We start from the raw sequence: 19,956 nt of genomic DNA, 5'->3' as shown, positions 1-19,956 counted from the left end.
ACCTACTCCCGCTTCGCGCCGTTGGGCTGGGCACGAGGGGGTTCGCGGGGGAAGCCCCCGCGAATCTCTCTTCATCCCATGGGTGTCAGCGGGGGCTCGCCCCCGTAAACCCCGTCACCATTGGGTGGCGTTGAACCGCTCCCATTCCTGGAACGTCTCCTGGTGCAACCGCAGCACCTCGCCCGACTTCGCGTCGATCTGCTCGGTCAGCATCGCGCGATGCTGACCGATCCGCGCCGCGTCGGCGGGGGCCGCGAACAGCTCGGCGTTGTCGAGCTCGCGCGCCTCGGCGGCGAGTTCCTCCGCCTCGGCGAGCAATTCGCGCGCCCGGGAATTGCGCAGGTCCGAGCGCTCCAACATGGCCGAGTACTCGGCCAGCATCGTGTCGGCCTTGCCGACGTATTCGATTGTCATCTCAGCTCATTCCTACGGCACGTGCCGCACGGCGCCCTTGTCGGCGGAGGTGGCCAGCGCGGCGTAGGCGCGCAGGGCGGTGGTCACCGGGCGTTCCCGGTTCACCGGCTGCCACGGACGTTCGGAGGCTTCCATCTTCGCGCGGCGCTCGGCCAGCACGGCGTCGTCGACCAGCAGTTCCAGTGCGCGGGTGTGCACGTCGATCCGGATGCGGTCGCCGTTCTCGATCAGGCCGATCGCGCCGCCGCCCGCCGCCTCGGGCGACATGTGCCCGATCGACAGACCGGAGGTGCCGCCGGAGAACCGGCCGTCGGTGATGAGCGCGCAGACCTTGCCCAGGCCCATGCCCTTGAGGAACGAGGTCGGGTGCAGCATCTCCTGCATGCCCGGCCCGCCCTTGGGACCCTCGTAGCGGACGACGACGACATCGCCGGGCTGAATCTTCTTGCCCAGGATCAGCGAGACGGCCTCCTCCTGGGATTCGACCACCACGGCCGGGCCCTCGAAGGTGAACAGTTCCTCGTCGATGCCCGCGGTCTTGAGGATCGCGCCGTCGAGCGCGATGTTGCCGCGCAGCACGCAGAGCCCGCCCTCGACCGTGTAGGCGTTGGCGATGTCGCGGATGCAGCCGCCGGCCGCGTCGGTGTCCAGCGAGGACCAGCGGTTGTCGGTGGAGAACGGCTCGGTGGTGCGCACACCGCCGGGCGCGGCGTGGAAGAGTTCAACGGCCTCGTCGGAAGCCTTGCCGGAGCGGATATCCCACTCGTCCAGCCACTCGTCGAACGAGGCGGTGTGCACGGTGCTGACATCGGTCTCGAGCAGGCCGCCGCGGCGCAATTCGCCGAGCAGGGCCGGGATTCCGCCGGCGCGGTGCACATCCTCCATGTGGTAATCGGAGTTGGGCGAGACCTTGGACAGGCACGGCACGCGGCGCGAGATCGCGTCGATGTCGGACAGATCGAAGTCGATCTCGCCCTCCTGCGCCGCGGCCAGGGTGTGCAGCACGGTGTTGGTCGATCCGCCCATGGCCACGTCCAGGGCCATGGCATTGCGGAAAGCCTTGACATTGGCGATGTTTCGCGGCAGCACCGAGGCGTCGTCGTCGCGGTACCAGCGGTTGGCCGCGTCCACGATGACCCGCCCGGCCCGCTGGAACAGCGCCCGCCGCGCGGAATGGGTTGCCAGCGTGGAGCCGTTGCCCGGCAGCGCCAGACCCAGGGCCTCGGTGAGGCAGTTCATGGAGTTGGCGGTGAACATGCCCGAGCACGAGCCACAGGTCGGGCACGCGCTGCGCTCGACCTCGCTCAGGCCCTCCTCGGTGACGACCTGCGAGGCGCTGGCGGAGATGGCGGTGATGAGGTCGGTCGGCGCGTGCGCCACACCGTCCACCACGACGGCCTTGCCGGCCTCCATCGGCCCGCCGGAGACGAACACGGCCGGGATGTTCAGCCGCATCGCGGCGTTCAGCATGCCGGGAGTGATCTTGTCGCAGTTGGAGATGCAGACCAGGGCGTCGGCGGTGTGCGCGTTGGCCATGTATTCGACCGAGTCGGCGATGATCTCGCGCGAGGGCAGCGAGTAGAGCATGCCGCCGTGACCCATGGCGATACCGTCGTCGACCGCGATGGTGTGGAACTCGCGCGGTACGCCGCCAGCCGCCCGGACCGCCTCGGCCACGATCTCGCCGACGTCCTTCAGATGCACGTGGCCCGGGACGAACTGGGTGTACGAGTTCGCGATGGCGACGATCGGCTTACCGAAGTCGGAGTCGGTCAGGCCCGTCGCGCGCCATAGCGAGCGAGCGCCCGCGGCATTGCGTCCGACGGTGGTGGTTCGTGAGCGAAGCGGTGGCATGAGTTTCGGGTCCTCGGATTTCTCGTCGCAGGGGGCTGTTCGGCGACTGCGCCGCATGGGTCGGCGGAGTGCACAACGTTACTCCCGCGCCCGGTAATCCCCGTCAGCGGCCGAAACCTCGCACCCCGACACGCGGCGTGTGCGGATGTCTAGGAGTTCTTGTCGCCCTCGGTGCCGTTGTCGCCCTCGGCTTTCGGCGTCTGCTCGCCGGGTGCGGCGTTCTCGTCCGCCACCGCTTCGATGTCTTCGGCATCCTCCGCCGCGTCCGCGTCCAGCGGTTCCACGAACGGATCCGGGATGCGCCCGTTGGACGCCTCGACCAGTGCCGAGAGCCGGTCGTAGCTCACGCCGGGCAGGCTCGCGTCCGAGTCGTCGGCCAGATGCAGTTGCAGCCAGCCGCGTTTGGGGATGCGCAGCCCGCGCACGTCCGCCCAGTCGATGTGCCGGCTGGAGAACATGCTGCGGGTGTCGATGCCGGATTCGGAGACCCGGGTCCGGGAGCGCTCGATCCACACCGCCAGCGCGAGCGGTATGGCGAACAACACCCACAGCACCTTCGGGGCCCCGAAGAACGGGAAAGCCACGGAGAACAGCAGGAGGAAGACCCCGAGATGCGCGAGTCGCGGGAGGCGGATCACGCGACCCGTGTCCGATCCTGCGTCGGGCGTATGGGACGATCGAGCCGGTGGCACGGACTGATGCGGTGATGACACACCCCCATCCTCGCATTGTGTTGAACGAACCCGAACAACCGCTCTGTCTCACATAATGAGACACACATGGTCAGATGTTTGACTCAGCGGCTCATGCACACATACCGTCGTGCGCGTGAATCGATTCGAGTTGCTCGTAATCGGCCGGCGCGTCCAGCGCTGAGCCGACGACTATAGGTCTATTACGTCAGCTCGCAGCTGCGACGCGCCACCCTCGAACAGCCATGGCTGTCGAGGGCTTTTTTGTGTTCAGGCAAGTCCATGAACTCCGAACGACAGAGCAGTAAGGAACAGACGGTGAGCGCACCTACCGCCCGACCCGGGCCCTCGGCCCGGCGGCCCGCGCCCGCGGCCCCCGCGGCCCCGGCTCCGGCCACCCCGAATCGTCGCCAGGTCCCGCCCGAGCGGGTCACCGGCGCGCAGTCTGTTGTCCGCTCCCTCGAGGAGCTCGGCGTCGACACGGTATTCGGTATTCCGGGCGGTGCGATTCTTCCGGTCTACGATCCGCTGTTCGACTCGGTGAAGGTCCGCCACGTGCTGGTGCGGCATGAGCAGGGCGGCGGCCACGCGGCCACCGGCTACGCCCAGGCCACCGGCAAGGTCGGTGTGTGCATGGCCACGTCCGGTCCGGGCGCGACCAACCTGGTGACCCCGATCGCCGACGCGCAGATGGACTCGGTCCCGCTGGTGGCGATCACCGGTCAGGTCGGCCGCAGCCTCATCGGTACCGACGCGTTCCAGGAAGCCGACATCTCCGGCATCACCATGGCGTGTACCAAGCACAACTTCCTGGTGACCGACCCGATCGACATCCCGCGCATGCTCGCCGAGGCGTTCTACCTCGCCGCGTCGGGCCGCCCGGGCGCGGTCCTGGTCGACATCCCCAAGGACGTGCTGCAGGCCCAGACCACCTTCAGCTGGCCGCCGGAGATGCGCCTGCCCGGCTACCGTCCGGTCACCAAGCCGCACGGCAAGCAGGTGCGCGAGGCCGCCCGCATGATCATGGAAGCCAAGGCGCCCGTGCTCTACGTCGGCGGCGGCGTCATCAAGGCCGACGCGCACGCCGAGCTGCTCGAGCTGGCGGAACTGACCGGCATCCCGGTCGTGACGACCCTCATGGCCCGCGGCTCGTTCCCCGACACGCACACCCTGAACATGGGCATGCCCGGCATGCACGGCACCGTCGGCGCCGTCGCGGCCCTGCAGAAGTCGGACCTGCTGATCACCCTCGGCGCGCGTTTCGACGACCGCGTCACCGGTCAGCTGGACTCCTTCGCGCCCGGCGCCAAGGTCATCCACGCCGACATCGACCCGGCCGAGATCGGCAAGAACCGGCACGCGGACGTCCCGATCGTGGGCGACTGCCGCGAGGTCATCGCCGAGCTGATCGAGACCCTCAAGTCCGATCCGGCCGCCGGCGACGCCCCGCTGCTGAACCTCACCGAATGGTGGACCTACCTGTCCGGCGTGCGCGATCAGTACCCGCTGGGCTGGAAGACTCCTTCCGACGGTTCGCTCTCGCCCGAGTTCGTCATCGAGAAGCTGGGCCAGCTCGCCGGTCCCGACGCGATCTACTGCGCGGGCGTGGGCCAGCACCAGATGTGGGCCGCGCAGTTCATCAAGTACGAGAAGCCGCGCACCTGGCTGAACTCCGGTGGCCTGGGCACCATGGGCTACTCGGTGCCCGCCGCGATGGGCGCCAAGATGGGCATGCCGGACCGCGAGGTCTGGGCCATCGACGGCGACGGCTGCTTCCAGATGACCAATCAGGAACTGGCCACCTGTGCCGTCGAGGGCGTGCCGATCAAGGTCGCGCTCATCAACAACGGCAACCTGGGCATGGTCCGCCAGTGGCAGACCCTGTTCTACGACAAGCGCTACTCCAACACCGATCTGGGCACGCACACCCTGCGCATCCCGGACTTCGTGAAGCTCGCGGAAGCCCTGGGCTGCCACGGCATTCGCGTGGAGAAGGAAGAGGACGTCGAGGCCGCGATCCGCGAGGCGCAGTCGATCAACGACCGGCCCGTGGTGATCGACTTCATCGTCGGCAAGGACGCGCAGGTGTGGCCGATGGTCGCCGCCGGCACCTCCAACGACGAGATCATGGCCGCGCGCGGCATCCGCCCGCTGTTCGACGACGACGAGGCCGTCGACGAGCCCGCGGTGATCCACGAGGCCATGTCGCACGAGAAGGCCACGCTCACCGCCCACGAGAAGGCCGCCCAGAAGGGGACCGAGGAAGAATGAGCACGACCCACACCCTCTCCGTGCTCGTCGAGGACAAGCCCGGTGTGCTCGCGCGCGTCGCGTCGCTGTTCTCCCGCCGCGGGTTCAATATCGAGTCGCTGGCGGTGGGCGGTACCGAGATCCCCGAGATCTCGCGTATGACCATCGTCGTCACGGTCGAGGATCTGCCGCTCGAGCAGGTGACCAAGCAGCTGAACAAGCTGGTCAACGTCATCAAGATCGTCGAGCAGGACGACGACAGCTCGGTTGCCCGCGAACTGATCCTGGTGAAGGTGCGCGCGGACGCCAGCGTGCGCACCCAGGTCATCGAGGCCGTGAACCTGTTCCGCGCCAAGGTGATCGACGTTTCGCCCGACGCGCTCACGATCGAGGCGACCGGTACCCGTTCCAAGCTCGACGCCCTGCTGCGCATGATGGAGCCGTACGGCATCCGTGAGATCGTGCAGTCCGGAGTCGTCGCGGTGGGCCGCGGACCCAAGTCCATCACCGCAACTCGCTAGTAACCGGCCGCCCCGGCGGCCAATCGATCGTCATCCCGGCAAGCTGTGCCGGGATCACACATAGCTCAGACACAGAATCAGAAGGAGATACCCAAAGTGGCAGTCGAGATGTTCTACGACGACGACGCCGACCTGTCGATCATCCAGGGCCGCAAGGTCGCCGTGATCGGCTACGGCAGCCAGGGCCACGCGCACTCGCTGAGCCTGCGCGATTCCGGCGTCGAGGTCCGCGTCGGCCTGACCGAGGGCTCCAAGTCCCGCCCGAAGGCCGAAGAGGCCGGTCTGACCGTCGGCACCCCCGCCGAGGTTTCCGCCTGGGCCGACGTGATCATGGTCCTCGCGCCCGACACCGCGCAGGCCTCGATCTTCACCAACGACATCGAGCCCAACCTGAAGGACGGCGACGCGCTGTTCTTCGGCCACGGCCTGAACATCCACTTCGGTCTGATCAAGGCTCCGGCCAACGTCACCGTCGCGATGGTCGCCCCGAAGGGCCCCGGCCACCTGGTGCGTCGTCAGTACGTCGACGGCAAGGGCGTTCCGGCCCTGATCGCCGTGGACCAGGACCCGAAGGGCGAGGGCCAGGCCCTGGCGCTGTCCTACGCGAAGGCCATCGGTGGCGCGCGCGCCGGCGTCATCAAGACCACCTTCAAGGAAGAGACCGAGACCGACCTGTTCGGTGAGCAGGCCGTGCTCTGCGGTGGCACCGAGGAGCTCGTCAAGACCGGCTTCGAGGTCATGGTCGAGGCCGGCTACGCGCCCGAGATGGCGTACTTCGAGGTCCTGCACGAGCTGAAGCTGATCGTCGACCTCATGTACGAGGGCGGCATCGCCCGCATGAACTACTCGGTGTCCGACACCGCGGAGTTCGGTGGCTACCTGTCCGGCCCGCGCGTCATCGACGCCGGCACCAAGGAGCGCATGAAGGCGATCCTGTCCGACATCCAGGACGGCACCTTCGTCAAGCGCCTCGTGGCCAACGTCGAGAACGGCAACACCGAGCTCGAGGGCCTGCGCAAGGCCAACGCCGAGCACCCGATCGAGGTCACCGGCGCGAAGCTGCGCGGCCTGATGAGCTGGGTCGACCGCCCGATCACCGAAACCGCGTAAGGTTTTCTGGTCGCTGAAAGGCTCGGCACTCCTGGTGAGTGCCGGGCCTTTCGCGTGTCCGGGAGTTCGTTGCCGCTCATCTCAGTGTGCGACCGCCCGCTCCGGAGTGCCGGGCTCGGCTCCGGCCGGGGTGCGGACCAGCGCGATGCCCGCTGCGACGAGCCAGGTCATGGTGAGCCCGCCCATCGTGGCGGTGGTGCCCCAGCCGTTGGCGGCGTAGAAGTTCGCGGGGGTGTTCCCGAAGAACAGGGACGGGGTGAAGGCCAGGTTGATCGCCGCGAGCAGGTAGGCCGTGCGGGCGGTCCAGCGGGGGAGCAGGGCCGTGCGGGTGATCGCGTAGGCGGTTGCGGCGAACAGGAGTGTCTCCAGGAAGCGGGAGACCGTGCCGTAGAGGATGTAGGTGCCGCTGACGGTGATGGTCGGGTCGATGGGGTCGGGGGACTGGATCGTCGCGCCGACCTCGAGGCCGGTGGCCACGAGAACCATGGCGAGCCAAAGTAATCCGGCGTTGGTGATCAGCGCCCCGAGCCAATCCAGTTCGGGCAGTGCGCGCTTGACGAGTTGGCCCAGGCCGGTGAAGAACACCAGCAGCGCCATCATGCCCGCGAGGCCGAACAGGGCGCGGGTCAGGATGTTCCAGTCCGGCGGGGGACCGGCGTAGACGAAGTAGAGCGGGAGCTGGACGAAGGTGAGTCCGGCGCCGAGCAGGGCGGCGGCTCCGGTGAGGCGGCGGAGGTCGATGGCCATGCACGCAATAGTATAAGACTTATACTATAAGGTCTATGCTAAAGTTTCCGGTCGCAAACCCAGTGATCGGAGGCGTTGGTGTCGGACCGCGAAGTACCCGGTGATCTGGCGCGCCTGTGGCGGTTGCCCACCGGCTCGCGCCTGGGCCGGCGCGCGGAACTGGATGTGGATCGCGTCGTCGCGACGGCCGTGGAACTGGCCGATCGCGAGGGCGCCGCGGGCGCGACGCTGCCCAAAATCGCGGCCGCGCTGAGCGTTACGCCGATGTCGCTGTACCGGCACATCGGATCCAAGGACGAACTCGTGGCCCTGATGGGCGACGCAGCCTTCGGCCCGGTGCCGGAATCGCTCGCGGCGCGGGGGGAGTGGCGTGCGGATCTGCGCGAGTGGGCGCTGGCGCAGTGCGCGGTGTTCCGCGCGCATCCGTGGCTGGCGCAGTGGCCGATCACCGGTCCGCCGCGCGGGCCGCACGCCATCGCCTGGATGGACGCGGGCCTGCGCGCGCTGCGCCCGACCGGCCTGGACTGGGGTGCGAAGATCGGCGTGATCACCGTGCTCGGCGGTTACGTCCGGCAGGGTTTCGACCTGGAGCGGCAGTTGCGCGACAGCAGGACCGCGGCCGCGCTCGACGAATCGCAGGCGCTGGCGAACTACGGCCGCGATCTGACCGGATTGCTCGACGCCGGCCGGTTACCCGATATCGCGGCGCTTTTCGATTCCGGGATCTTCGAATCGATTCCGCCGGAGCCGGACTCCGCCGCCGCGTCGATGAGCGAGGATTTCCACTTCGGCCTGGAGTTGATTCTCGACGGGGTGGCGGCCGCGGTGAAATGACACCGCGCACGAAAAGGCCCGGCGCCCCCAACAGGCGCCGGGCCTTTCATTCTCGGGTCAGCTGCTGCCGAACATGCCGCGCGGCACGACCTGCTGCCACCCGTGGTTATCGCGCCAGCCGGGCTTGGGATTGTCGTTGTGCCACCGGCCGTGGTGATGGTTGTCGTTGTTGGCCCACGGGTTGTCGGCATTCCAGCCGGGCCAGGGGTTGCGATCATTGCGGTCCGGTCCGTGCGGCCGGGACACCTCGGTGACCTGGGTATCGAGCGGAACATCCGCCAGGGCCGGTGCGGCCGCTGCGGCAAGGGGTACCGCAGCGATCGCGCCAACGATGGCTATCCGAGCAATAATCTTTTGTGCGGAAACAAATTTCGTAGTGCTCATGGACACACACTGTGCCTCATGTGGCTACCGGAAAAACACAGTCCGCAGCAGATTCACAGATAGTTCAGGGCGGGCGTACACCTTCGGGATGACTCTTCTCAGGGTGTTTCCCCGAGTTTCACCGTGCGCCAACCCCACTGGACATTTCGGACATACCGCCGACTGATCAGTAGTGCGTGCCGCCGTCGATGCGGATCTCGGTGCCGGTGATGAAAGCGCCGTCGTCCGAGGCGAGCATGGCGACCACCCCGGCCACGGTGTCGGGCGAGGCGAAACCCTGTCCGATGCCGGGCGCGAGCTTCATGAACAGGCTCAGGTCGGCGTCCTCGGGCAGGCCCGGCCCGCGGCCGTCGGTCATGTCGCTCGAGATCGAACCCGGCGCGACGGCCACCACGCGCAATCCCTGCTTGCTGTATTCCGCGGCGAGCGCGTGCGTCATGGACATGATGCCGCCCTTGGACGCGGCGTACGCGCTCATGTAGGGGTGCGCGAAGAACGCGGAGGTGGAGGTGAAGTTGACGATCACGCCCTTGTCCGAGGCCAGCAGCGCGGGCAGCGCCTCGCGAATCATGAGGAAGGTGCCGGTGAGGTTAACGGTGATGATCTTGTTGAAGTCGTCGAGGGACATCTCGTGGGTGTGTGCCGAGCGCAGGATGCCCGCGGCGTTGATCAGCGCGTCGATGCCGCCGAGCGTCTCGACAGCGGTGGCCACGCCCGCTCGCACCGACTCCTCGTTGCCGATGTCGATCGCGACGGTCCGCAGTCGATCGGCGTGCCCCTGGTCGGCGGCCTGCTTCGCGGTCTCGGCGAGCCCGGCCTCGTTGATGTCGGCTGCGACGACCTGCCCACCCTCGGACAGGACCCGGTGCACGGTGGCCCGGCCGATGCCCGAACCCGCGCCGGTGATCAGTACTCGGCGATCGGTGAAACGCTCCATTGCGAACTCTCCTCTTTGTCTGCCCCCAATATCTGACACGTTACGCCTGAGTGGCACGTCGTGCCATGCTGGCATCCGAAGACTAGGATGAGCTCGACCACTCACCGAGCAAAGGACCCGCATGCCCACCTCGGAGCCCGGCCGTCCCTCGCTGGCCGAACGCCGCCGCGCCGAGACGCGCCTGGACATCGCGCGCACCGCCGCGCGCCTGTTCGCCGACCACGGGACCGCCGAGGTCACCGCCGAACAGATCGCCGCGGCCTCGGGGGTGGGCCTGCGCACCTTCTACCGCTACGCGCGCACCAAACAGGACGCGGTCGAGCCGATGCTCACCACCGGCGCGCAACGCTGGTTCGAGACGATCGCGGCGGGCCCGCGCCGGCTGCCGACCCTCGGCGAACTCGAGGCCGCCGCGGTGCGGGCGCTGAGCATCGCCGACGGCGAGGACTTCGAGCTCACCCGGGGACTGTTGCGCGCCATGGAGAACGACCCCGCGCTGCGGGACGTGTGGCATCGCATCAATCTCGACGGCGAACGTGAATTGCGCACGGTACTGGCCGAATTGGCCGGTCCGGACGCGGATCCGGTCCGCCTGCGCCTGCTCGCCGCCGCGGCCGCGGGCGCGATCCGCATCGCCCTCGAGGAATGGGCGGTCGCGTCCCCGTCCGATCCGGTCGACCCCGCCGCGCTCGTCGTGCGCTGCATGCGGGCGCTCGGCGCCGGTATCTGATCGGCGTTTCGTCCCCATTCCGCTGGTTTTCGACCGATAAGGTACGCCGAGCGATCTTCTGGCTACCCACTGTCCGTGTCGACCAGCGGAGGCATCGAGTTGCATCGAATCTGTAGTCGCATAACCCTTTCCCTGGCCGCGGTGACGGGGCTTTTCCTGGCCACCGGCACCGCCGCCGCCGAGCCCGAGCAACTCCCGGTCAATTACTCCGTCGCGCAATGGTTCATCGACGCGAACACCGCGAAGCCCCCGTTCGACCCGCCGGGCGCGAACGACTGGTCCTGCGTCCCGACCGCCGCGCACCCCGAACCGGTGGTCCTGGTGCACGGCGTGCTCGGCAACGGCGGCGGCTGGCCCGCCATGGCACCGCTGCTGCACAACAACGGCTACTGCGTCTACTCGGTCACCTACGGCATCTACCCGAGTCAGTCCGGCCCAATCGCGGGCATGGGCGGTATGGAGCCGATCCCGCAGTCCAGCAACGAGTTGCGGGACTTCGTCAACCGCGTCCTGGACTCGACCGGGGCGTCGAAGGTGAACCTGCTGACCTGGTCCGAGGGCACCCTGGTCGGCGCGCACTACCTGCTGTTCAACGGCGGCGACCAGGTGGTGTCGAAGACCTTCAACCTCGTTCCGATCTGGGCGGGCACCCACGTCGCCGACCCGGTGGTGAACGCGGCCGCGGGCCTGGGCGTGGACCAGGCGGTCTTCGACGCCCTGCGCCCGATCTGCCAGGGCTGCGTGGACATGCTCCCGGTCTCGGACTTCATCAAGAATCTGCAGGCCGCAGGGGTTTACGCACCGGGCGTGCAGTACACCAATCTGGTGACCCGCGCCGACACCGAGGTCGTGCCGTACACCAGCGGTGTGCGCGAGGCCCCGAACGCGACGAACATCGTGTTGCAGGACGTCTGCCCGGTGAACTTCGCGGGGCACAACAGCGTGTCGGTGGATCCGACGGTGGCGGCGCTGATGCTGAATACGTTCAGCCCGGGGTCGGTGGCCGAAATCCCGTGCGCGCCAAGCCCGAGTCCGTACATCTGATCGAATCGGTGTATCCCGAATCCGGGTAGATCGGTCAATTGATCGGTTACCCACGCGTATTCGGTAACGCCGGCACTCGAGTCGCGAATCATTGGCTAGAGTGCTCGTTCGGGTGTTATCTGTTCTCTGGGGTGGTCATGGCGCAGGCGTGGAAGTTCGATGTCCCGACAATCGGGAGTAAACGACTTCCACCCGATGCGCGCTATATGGAAGCGCTGACCAGTCAGGGCTACGGCTTCGACGCCGCCATCGCCGATCTGGTCGACAATTCCATCGACGCCGGCGCGCGGGACGTGGTCATCCACTTCCTGCGCGACGGCGATCGGCTGGTGAGTCTGCTGATCATCGACGACGGCCGCGGCATGACCGAGGACGAACTCGACATCGCCATGACGGTCGGCGGCCGCCGGGATTACAGCGCGGGCTCGCTCGGGATGTTCGGCACGGGCCTCAAGTCCGCGTCGCTGAGTCACGCCGCCGCGGTGACGGTGGTCAGCCGCACCCGCACCAGCCGCCCCGCCGGCCGCCAATGGGTGATGGAACACGCGAAGTCCGGGTTCCAGTGCGACATAGTCGAACCCGGCTACGCCCAGCAGCTGATCGACCGCTACAACGGCAACCCGATCACGTGGCAGGGCACGGTGGTGCGCTGGGACGGGGTGAAGGACTTCCCCCGCAACGGCGGCCTGGAACAGACCGAGCGCTACTTGTCCCGCACGATCAATTCGCTGAGCATGCACCTCGGGCTGCAGCTGCACCGCTACCTCGCGCGGGAGAACTTCAACATCACGATCGCCGTGGAGGACATCACGTCCGGGACGGTGGTGATGGATTTCGGGGTGCTCCCGGTGGACCCGTTCGGCTACCCGGTAACAGGCAACCAAGACTTTCCCCGCACGTTCACGGTGGATCTCCCCGCGGCGGGACCGACACAACTCTCCGCCCACATCTGGCCCCCGAAATCCTCCCTGCCGCAGTTCCGCGCGATCGGCTCGCTGCAGAGCACGCAGGGGTTCTACCTGTATCGGAACGATCGTCTGGTGCAGGCCGGCGGCTGGAACAACTATCGGCAGCCCGAACAGCATCTGGTTCTGGCGCGGGTGGCGGTGGAGCTGCCCGACAATGCCGGTCACACGTTCCGCCTGACGGTGAAGAAGGACGGCGTGGAGGTGTCGCCGGAGTTCATCGCGGCCCTCGACACGGCGGTGGACGACACCGGCACGAAGTTCGCCGAGTACCTCACCGCCGCCGACCACACCTACCGCGAGGCCCGCAAACGCGCGGGCGTGGAACGCAAACCGGTGATCCCCCCGGGCAAGGGCCTGGATTCCTCGGTGCGGGAAGCGATCTCCGAAGAGCTCCCGTACCTGATCGGCGAGGAGCCGATAGCCCTGCGCTGGGAGCCGTTCGAGACCGACGCCTTCTTCGACCTGGACCGGGAGGGGCGGGCGATCCTGCTGAACCAGCGGTACCGGGCGGCGATCCTGGGCGGGCGGCGCGGAGGGTTGAACGATGCGCCGGTGATCAAGTCGCTGCTGTATCTGATGCTGCACGAGGTTTTCCAGCGGGATCGAACCGGGCCTCGCGAGAAGGACACCCTCGCGCTGTGGCAGTCGGTGCTGACCGCCGCTGCGCGCACCGAACAAGCTCGACTGGAAGTCTAGGACGGGGAACCTACATGGAAATCGACCTTCGAATCGCGCTGCACTCGCTGGTCTTGGCGGACATGGAGTCCAAGCCGAAGCGCTTGTTGCGGGCCATGCGGTACCAGGTAGAGGATCTGCTGGGTGCGGAGGTGTTCGCGACGGAAGAGGACTTTCGTCAGCGTCTGCATTCGCCCGACTCAAACCGACAGCTCGTTGACATGTGGCGAAAGTGGCTGCGTGCGCATGACTTCGCGAAGAGCCCGCAGTGGACGGTAACCGCACCGTGTTCCGACGAACGCCGCACGGCGGTTTACCTCGAACTGGCTCTGGAAACGACCACGGCCAAGCTTCTCGACGACCTCATTCCGATCATCAAGGCACCCATGCCCGTGGTGATCAGCAACGAATTCCTGCCCTGGTACGCCACTCATCAGGGTAGGTCCTTCTACTGGCCGATGTACGCGGAGCTCCTGAGCCGCAAGGGCTGGCCCGATCACGCGATCACCGCGCTGGATATGGCGACCGAAAGTGTGGTGGAACGACTTTCGGACCCCACCCGGCCCGAGGCGTACCAGTCGAAGGGTTTGGTCGTCGGTTACGTCCAGTCGGGTAAGACCGCCAACTTCACCGGTGTGATCGCGCGCGCGATCGACGCGGGGTACCGATTGGTCATCGTCCTCGGTGGCACGCTGAACCTGCTGCGTGACCAGACTCAGCGTCGCCTGGACATGGAGTTGGTGGGCAGGGAGAACGTGCTCCGCGGCGCGAGCGAGTACGAATCCGATTACGCGGACGATCCGGACTGGATTCAGGGCAAGTTCGTCGAGTTCGGGAACTCGCCGGCCGTATTGGGCGGCTTCGACATTCACCGGATGACGACCCGATACGACGACTACAAGAGCCTGCTGCAGGGCATCGTCGCGCTGGAGTTCGAGAAGCAGGATCCGGCCCGGCCGCTCTACGACCCAGTGAACCTGCATCGCGCGCCCGCGCGACTGATGGTGGTCAAGAAGAACAAGTCGGTGCTGACCAAGCTGGTCAAGGATCTGAACAAGATCCTCACCCCGCTTCACGAGATTCCGGTTCTGATCGTCGACGACGAATCCGACGAGGCGTCGGTGAACACGACCAAGCCCAAGCCCGACGCGGAACGTACCGCCATCAACCAGAAGATCTCACAGCTACTGACGATGCTGCCCCGCGCGCAGTACGTCGGCTATACGGCGACGCCGTACGCGAATGTCTTCATCGACCCGAGCGATACTGCGGACCTCTTCCCGAGGGACTTCATCATCTCCCTCGAACGGCCGGATGGCTACATGGGAGCGGCGGACTTCCATGATCTGGATTCCGATGTCCTGGAAGAGGATCGGACGGTCGCGAACTCGAATCAACTGGCACATGTGCGTGACGTGACGGTCACGGATGACGATGACACCGGTCCTCTTCGCCGTGCCATGGATATGTTCGTGCTGACCGGCGCCATGAAGATGTATCGCGCTGAGGTGGAGAGCGGTGCCGCGGATCGATACCGCCACCACACGATGCTCGTTCACGAATCCAATTGGGTCGAGTCCCATCGTGAGCTGCTTGGGCGTGTGACCCAATTGTGGTGGCAGGCAGGGTATACCAGTGCCGAAGGCTTGGAGCGATTGCGCGAGCTGTTCGAATCCGACATCGCCCCGGTCTCGGCGGTTCGTGCCGAAGGCCACGCCGTGCCGGCCTCGTTCGACGAGTTGAAGCGCTTCATCGGCCCCGCGTACGTGAACATCGGCGGTGACAATCAACCGATCATCGTGGTCAACGGGGACAAGGATATCGAAACCGGCACAGCGGATTTCGACCGTCGTCCGATCTGGAAGATCCTCGTCGGGGGCCAGAAGCTCTCCCGCGGCTTCACCGTGGAAGGATTGACCGTCACCTACTTCCGCCGCCGCGCGGCCAACGCGTCGGCTCTCATGCAGATGGGACGCTGGTTCGGCTTCCGCAAGGGCTACCGAGACCTGGTGCGGCTGTATATCGGACGCGAGGAGGAGCACGGCAAGCGTGGCATCGATCTCTTCAAGGCGTTCGAGGCCGTGTGCTTGGACGAGGAGACATTCCGTCAAGAGCTCGAGCAGTACTCGGTGATGGTTGACGGCATGCCGCAGATCACGCCTGCGCAGGTGCCGCCGTTGGTCTCCCAACACCTGCCGTGGCTGAAGCCGACCAGCAACAACAAGATGTACAACGCGCGGCTGGTGGAGGTGCGGACACCCGGTCGCTGGAAGGAGTTCTACGACTACCCGACGCCCGGTCCCGACCTGCGCCACAATGCTGAGCTCTGGGCGCCTGTCGTGGCCCAACTCGATACGACGCCAACGGAGTTCAAGTATCACATTCCCGAGGGAGGCGTTACGCACCAGTTCCGCGCCCTCACCGGTCGAATCGAACCGGGGGAGTTCCTGAGGATCCTCGAGTCCCTGCGCTGGCGCGTCCCCTCGCTGTTCACCCCCCATCTCGAGTACCTGCGTGACATCTCCACTGGAGCCAACAGAGGCGTCGATGAGTGGATTGTTCTGGCGCCCCTGCGCGCCAAACACGCGAAGGGTATCGCGCTGGACAACTCCGATCGTCGCTACGACTGGTGGGAGCGCGGCCGTACCCGCGACTCGATGTTCTCCCGCGTCAGCGAACCAAAACAAAACAGCGTCGCCATGCGAATCGCAGGCGGCCTCCCCAATTCCAGCGACCCAGTAACCGAAGGTTTCGTAGCCCCCCGCCGCGGAGTCCTCATGCTGTTCCCGATCGTCCAGCCAGACCACACCTCGGAAATCTCGGAAAATGGCACCATCGATCCTCGAAAGCTGGTCATGGCCTTCGGATTCGCCGCCCCAGTCTCAGCAATCGGCCGAGACGACCGACTGATTCGCTTCGTCACGATCGACTCATCTCAGGACTCCGCGATCATTGATGCGGAAGGAATCGCCTGATTGGTCAGTCTGGATCTACCAATATATCAATGCTTGGGTGAGGCCATGGAAGTTGCGCGTATTCGCTGGTCTGCTGCGCAATTCGTCTGGTGACGGCCTCGGCAAGGTCATCAGACTTGTGTACGACGCCACCATCTGTACGCGACCGGCCGGAGTGGAGTGTGTCCCACTTGGTCCTCGCGCTCGTTCGTGTAGCTGAACCCTGCTCGTTGCTCCCGAATCCATTCAAGACATCATTCCATACCGGCTGATATCCGACTCGCAGCCCGTTTTCGCCAAGATCGGCATGCACATCTGGCATCAGGAGCGCTCGGAATCTAAATTCATCGACAGGTAGTCCGCCGCCTAGCATTGATTTCCTGTGCATTTTGAGGCGGTTGCGTACGGCAAATGGCGTCTTCTTCTTTTTCCCCGTAGCGCTGTTGCTCGAGCGTCCCTGCCCTGCGTATACCGGAATCTGTAGTACGGAGAGGGGTTGATATAGTGCGACGCTGCTTCCGCGGTAGTAGATCGCGTAAAGACCCGATCCTTCGAAGTTCGGAATTTCCTTTGCCATTGAGACAAGGGGTTGGCGCTCGAAGATCTCACATATCGTGTTCGTGAGCTGAGTTGTCGACAAAGGGTCGAATGATTCGGGAGTGTAGATGATACTCACGCTCTCTTGTCGATTCACTGTTCTGGATTGCGTACGGTGGGAGGTTCGTTCAGCCGTGGAGTTCGGCCGCTTCTGCCGGTGCTGACCGCAGCCGCGACTCGGGCAGCCGCAAGCTCTGGATCCTCGTGTTCCCAAATTCGGATTACCCGCCAACCAGCATCCGTCAGGAGTTGATCGGTCTCTCGGTCTCTCGCGCGATTGCCAACGATCTTCGAGGTCCAGAAATCACTGTTCTTCTGTGCCGGTCTGTAGTGGTCAGGGCATCCGTGCCAGTAACAACCATCACAGAAGACAGCGACCCGCGGGCCAACAAAGACGACATCAGCCTTTCGTCGGACATGGGGGAGTGGCTGCATGTCCACGCGATATCGGAGGAGTCCGTGCGCACGTATGGCAGATCGGAGCGCCAGTTCCGGGCGGGTATCCTTTCGGCGGTTTGCGCGCATTACCGATCGAACTGCCGGCGTGCTGGCCCAGGAGTTCGACGGCTCCGCGGGACGAGGCAGTAATTTCCTGTCACACACCAGAGTCCATGCCTGGACCAGGTTCTGACGCCGCGTTCGCCCGTCCACCTCGCCGACGTACTTGGTGGGGTACTTGCCGCGATCGGACCACCTGATGTACGCACGGATTCGGCGAGTCTTGGCGTAGACCTTCAGCTCAACCGAGGCGGACGACACGCGACCGTCTCCGAGATCGACGAGACGGTTGTGTCGACCTCCCGCCGCCCGATCCTGCTCTGCGGTACGTGCCGCACGACCCAGACCGGATCGACACCTCCACGCACGATCAGGCGGCAGACGATCGTTCCATTTTCCTGTTTCGCTGTCGGGCACTGCCGTGTCTACTTGGTGGACTCGGCATCTTTGAGCACAGTTGCGACCGCCCCAGCGAAAGTCTTTCCGAGGAGCACAGGTACGGCATTGCCGAGCTGCCGCATCTTCTCGCCGCGTGGTCCCGCGAGCTGCCAGTCGTCAGGGAAGGTCATAACTCGCGCGGTTTCGCGAACCGTCATATACCGATGAGTTCCGTTGTCCAGCAGCATTACGGACTCACCACCTGGCACGCCATGAACGCCAGCCTTCACCGTCTTCGCGGGACGGTCCAGCTCATTGGGTGTATGCCCAGCGTAGATCCGCGCATCCGGCCAGCCAATATGGTCGGTGAACCCGCCGAGGTTGTGTTCCTTGCGATCAAGGAAATTTGGTGGAACATCCGGCAGTGGCGGCTGCCCGTCGATTCCCTTCAGCGCATCGCGAAGTGTCCGCCACGGAAGGAGTCGTTCGCCCTCTCCCGCTTGGAGAGTTTGCTGAGGAACCGGGATTCGTGCCATGACACGTTCTCGAACTGTCTTAGGGACCTCTGGATGCCGTTCCCAGTAAGCGCCGCTGTGCATGTCCTCGTACAGGCTCGTGTCGGAGTACTGGGACCTAACCAGTTTCTTGAACTCTCCCATGTTCACCCCGAGATCCCGCCGAAAAGCGATGGCGATCACCCGATTCCGGATCTGAGGCACGCCAAAGTCGGCGGCGTTGACCGGGAAGTGATCGACGTCGTAACTCTCATCCAACTCGACGTGCGCTGAATCCTCCATGTGCCGCAGGATCGCGTCATGGTCCCGCCAGTCCGACCCTTCCGCGCGCTCCTCGAACGGAAGCGATAACTCCCGCTTGATGTAGTCGAAATAGGGTTTGAACGACGGCCGGAGCAACCCCCGCACGTTCTCGCAGATCACGGCCTTGGGACGCATCTCACGGATCGCACGGAACATGTGCGGGAAGCCGTTGCGGTCGTCCTCGTCACCCTTGGCGATACCGCCGAGTGAAAAGGGTTGGCACGGAGGGCCTCCTGCCAAGACGTCGACCTTGTCCCGGAGATACTCAAAGTCAACCTTCCGTACGTCGCCGACAATCAACGGTGGCCGCTCGTTCCGGCTGGGTATTGTCGGAGCCTGCCCTTCCTCTAGTGGCGTCGCACAGTTCGCGGCGAGCGTCTCACAGGCCCGCTTCGCGAACTCGTTGAGCAGCAACGGCCGAAACCCCGCTTGTTCGACGGCCATCGCCAAGCCACCACCGCCAGCGAAAAGCTCTACGCTCGTACGCTTGGTATTGGCTGCTCGCCGCTGCTTCGACATGCCGAAACCATACCGCGGTCTCCATTCGAACGCACGTGCGACACGCCTTATTGCGGGAGTGTTGAATGACTCGCCGATGGTCAGTCGTCTTCGTCCTCGGTTGTCGAGCCGACTTCGCCCGTCTCATCCAGGAGATCCTTGCCCGCGAACGGCTGGGCCCGGTCGTTCACCTTGCGCCAGAACATCCTCGCGCTGTCGTAGTCCTTGCTCTCGTGGTAGAGGATCGCGTAGCCGGGTAGGACCGTGGCTTGCCAGCCACCAGGTAGCGCCTGAATCGCTAGTTGCATGAAGTCCGCCGCAGTCAGGGGGTACGGCGGGATGACAACCGCGGTGCCGTTCAGCTGCTTCTTAAGCGACTGGTCCCTCGACTCGTACCGGAAGGTATACGGTAGGTCGGTCTTGGCCGACTTGAGTGCGAGGCTCAGCGGTTGTGAGCCAGCGGCGATTCCCTCGATCTTCCGATCGATGTCAATCGGATACCGCGCGTCGAAGTGCTTCGCCTTGACGCGTGTATCGTCGCGATTGCGGCCCGGATCCTTGTTGCCGAAACCCATTGTGTTCCAAGGGGCCTTGCCGTTGGCCCGATACGTGTTGATCAACAACTTCTCGGGAGCCGCCGCCTCGAGATCCTCGTCGACATACAGGCAGACATAGCCGATTTCCTCGATCCCAAGGTTCGTGCGGCCGGAGAGCTTTGTGAGATGATTCCCGAGTCTGTCACGCAGGTTCTGACTCGCCTTGCCGACGTAGACCAGATCCCCGTTCAGATAGAGCTGGTAGATGCCTGGCCGATCCTCGATCTGGTCGAGGTTCGTTTGGTTGAGGAAAGCCGGGCGCAGCCTGTTGAGCTTCTCGCCGAGCTGGTCAGCCAGTGCGCGAGTGATACTCAGTTTGAACTCGGCTCGAGCCTGACCGCCTGGCCCGTAGAGGCCGCCATTTGGCTGATTGTTCACCAAGCTAACGTAGCTCAGGAATGGTCTTGGAACCAGTCGATTGAATGGGGTGGGTTTGTTTGAGCGACGGCTGGGCAAT

Annotated in this window: 18 protein-coding genes; 8 read left to right on the top strand and 10 right to left on the bottom strand. The window is 65.2% G+C overall.

What is annotated here, in order from left to right; translation table 11 throughout:
* Positions 1-114: 114 nt before the first annotated feature.
* The 3 genes from ACFVBH_RS10030 to ACFVBH_RS10020 form a co-directional block, all read right to left on the bottom strand.
* Complete coding sequence (locus ACFVBH_RS10030) at positions 115-414, bottom strand: hypothetical protein (protein ID WP_354988540.1); 300 nt, start codon at positions 412-414, stop codon at positions 115-117.
* A gap of 12 nt (positions 415-426) precedes the next feature.
* Positions 427-2,268 (bottom strand): dihydroxy-acid dehydratase, encoded by a 1,842-nt coding sequence (ilvD, locus tag ACFVBH_RS10025; protein ID WP_354988539.1) that lies wholly within the window; start codon positions 2,266-2,268, stop codon positions 427-429.
* A 149-nt stretch (positions 2,269-2,417) separates the two neighbouring features.
* Entirely contained in the window at positions 2,418-2,906 is a 489-nt protein-coding gene (locus ACFVBH_RS10020; protein WP_379001101.1) for a PH domain-containing protein, read from the bottom strand.
* A 372-nt stretch (positions 2,907-3,278) separates the two neighbouring features.
* On the opposite strand from ACFVBH_RS10020, the gene ACFVBH_RS10015 reads away from it, so the two are divergent.
* From ACFVBH_RS10015 to ilvC, 3 genes are all read left to right on the top strand, one after another.
* Complete coding sequence (locus tag ACFVBH_RS10015; RefSeq protein WP_379001100.1) at positions 3,279-5,231, top strand: acetolactate synthase large subunit; 1,953 nt, start codon at positions 3,279-3,281, stop codon at positions 5,229-5,231.
* On the top strand, positions 5,228-5,731 hold the full coding sequence (gene ilvN / locus ACFVBH_RS10010) for an acetolactate synthase small subunit (RefSeq protein ID WP_153810031.1): 504 nt from the start codon (positions 5,228-5,230) through the stop codon (positions 5,729-5,731). The genes ACFVBH_RS10015 and ilvN overlap by 4 nt, the downstream gene beginning before the upstream one ends.
* 108 nt (positions 5,732-5,839) lie before the next feature.
* On the top strand, positions 5,840-6,841 hold the full coding sequence (gene ilvC, locus ACFVBH_RS10005; protein ID WP_354988543.1) for a ketol-acid reductoisomerase: 1,002 nt from the start codon (positions 5,840-5,842) through the stop codon (positions 6,839-6,841).
* An 81-nt stretch (positions 6,842-6,922) separates the two neighbouring features.
* Here ilvC and ACFVBH_RS10000 read toward each other — a convergent pair whose 3' ends face one another.
* A complete protein-coding gene (locus ACFVBH_RS10000) occupies positions 6,923-7,588 on the bottom strand; it encodes a hypothetical protein (protein ID WP_379001099.1) in 666 nt (221 codons plus the stop codon).
* Positions 7,589-7,666: 78 nt separating this feature from the next.
* Here ACFVBH_RS10000 and ACFVBH_RS09995 point away from each other — a divergent pair, with 78 nt between their 5' ends.
* A complete protein-coding gene (locus ACFVBH_RS09995; protein WP_379001098.1) occupies positions 7,667-8,422 on the top strand; it encodes a TetR/AcrR family transcriptional regulator in 756 nt (251 codons plus the stop codon).
* Between the two features lie 57 nt (positions 8,423-8,479).
* On the opposite strand, the gene ACFVBH_RS09990 is transcribed toward ACFVBH_RS09995, so the two are convergent.
* Positions 8,480-8,812 (bottom strand): hypothetical protein, encoded by a 333-nt coding sequence (locus ACFVBH_RS09990; RefSeq protein ID WP_354988534.1) that lies wholly within the window; start codon positions 8,810-8,812, stop codon positions 8,480-8,482.
* A 160-nt stretch (positions 8,813-8,972) separates the two neighbouring features.
* On the bottom strand, positions 8,973-9,743 hold the full coding sequence (locus tag ACFVBH_RS09985) for an SDR family NAD(P)-dependent oxidoreductase (RefSeq protein WP_379001097.1): 771 nt from the start codon (positions 9,741-9,743) through the stop codon (positions 8,973-8,975).
* 121 nt (positions 9,744-9,864) lie between these two features.
* Between ACFVBH_RS09985 and ACFVBH_RS09980 the strand changes: the two genes are divergently transcribed.
* From ACFVBH_RS09980 to ACFVBH_RS09965, 4 genes are all read left to right on the top strand, one after another.
* Positions 9,865-10,473, top strand: a complete 609-nt coding sequence (locus tag ACFVBH_RS09980) for a TetR/AcrR family transcriptional regulator (RefSeq protein WP_379001096.1) — start codon at positions 9,865-9,867, stop codon at positions 10,471-10,473.
* 75 nt (positions 10,474-10,548) lie between these two features.
* Positions 10,549-11,517, top strand: a complete 969-nt coding sequence (locus tag ACFVBH_RS09975) for a lipase family alpha/beta hydrolase (RefSeq protein WP_379001095.1) — start codon at positions 10,549-10,551, stop codon at positions 11,515-11,517.
* Positions 11,518-11,723: 206 nt separating this feature from the next.
* Complete coding sequence (locus ACFVBH_RS09970) at positions 11,724-13,181, top strand: ATP-binding protein (protein WP_379001094.1); 1,458 nt, start codon at positions 11,724-11,726, stop codon at positions 13,179-13,181.
* Positions 13,182-13,195: 14 nt separating this feature from the next.
* Positions 13,196-16,135: a Z1 domain-containing protein gene (locus tag ACFVBH_RS09965; RefSeq protein WP_379001093.1), complete on the top strand. Its 2,940-nt coding sequence runs from the start codon at positions 13,196-13,198 to the stop codon at positions 16,133-16,135.
* Between the two features lie 4 nt (positions 16,136-16,139).
* On the opposite strand, the gene ACFVBH_RS09960 is transcribed toward ACFVBH_RS09965, so the two are convergent.
* The 4 genes from ACFVBH_RS09960 to ACFVBH_RS09945 all read right to left on the bottom strand — a co-directional run bounded on the left by ACFVBH_RS09960 (position 16,140) and on the right by ACFVBH_RS09945 (position 19,877).
* A complete protein-coding gene (locus tag ACFVBH_RS09960; RefSeq protein WP_379001092.1) occupies positions 16,140-16,790 on the bottom strand; it encodes an Eco29kI family restriction endonuclease in 651 nt (216 codons plus the stop codon).
* A gap of 14 nt (positions 16,791-16,804) precedes the next feature.
* Positions 16,805-17,314: a very short patch repair endonuclease gene (locus ACFVBH_RS09955; RefSeq protein WP_379001679.1), complete on the bottom strand. Its 510-nt coding sequence runs from the start codon at positions 17,312-17,314 to the stop codon at positions 16,805-16,807.
* Between the two features lie 320 nt (positions 17,315-17,634).
* Positions 17,635-18,924 (bottom strand): DNA cytosine methyltransferase, encoded by a 1,290-nt coding sequence (locus ACFVBH_RS09950; RefSeq protein WP_379001091.1) that lies wholly within the window; start codon positions 18,922-18,924, stop codon positions 17,635-17,637.
* 80 nt (positions 18,925-19,004) lie between these two features.
* Positions 19,005-19,877: a GIY-YIG nuclease family protein gene (locus tag ACFVBH_RS09945; RefSeq protein WP_379001090.1), complete on the bottom strand. Its 873-nt coding sequence runs from the start codon at positions 19,875-19,877 to the stop codon at positions 19,005-19,007.
* Positions 19,878-19,956 lie beyond the last annotated feature (79 nt).

It is taken from the genome of Nocardia sp. NPDC057668, from assembly GCF_042799795.1.
Lineage (GTDB): Bacteria > Actinomycetota > Actinomycetes > Mycobacteriales > Mycobacteriaceae > Nocardia.
The sequence above is the reverse complement of the archived record's forward strand: the minus strand, read 5'-3'. Positions and strand labels throughout refer to the sequence as shown.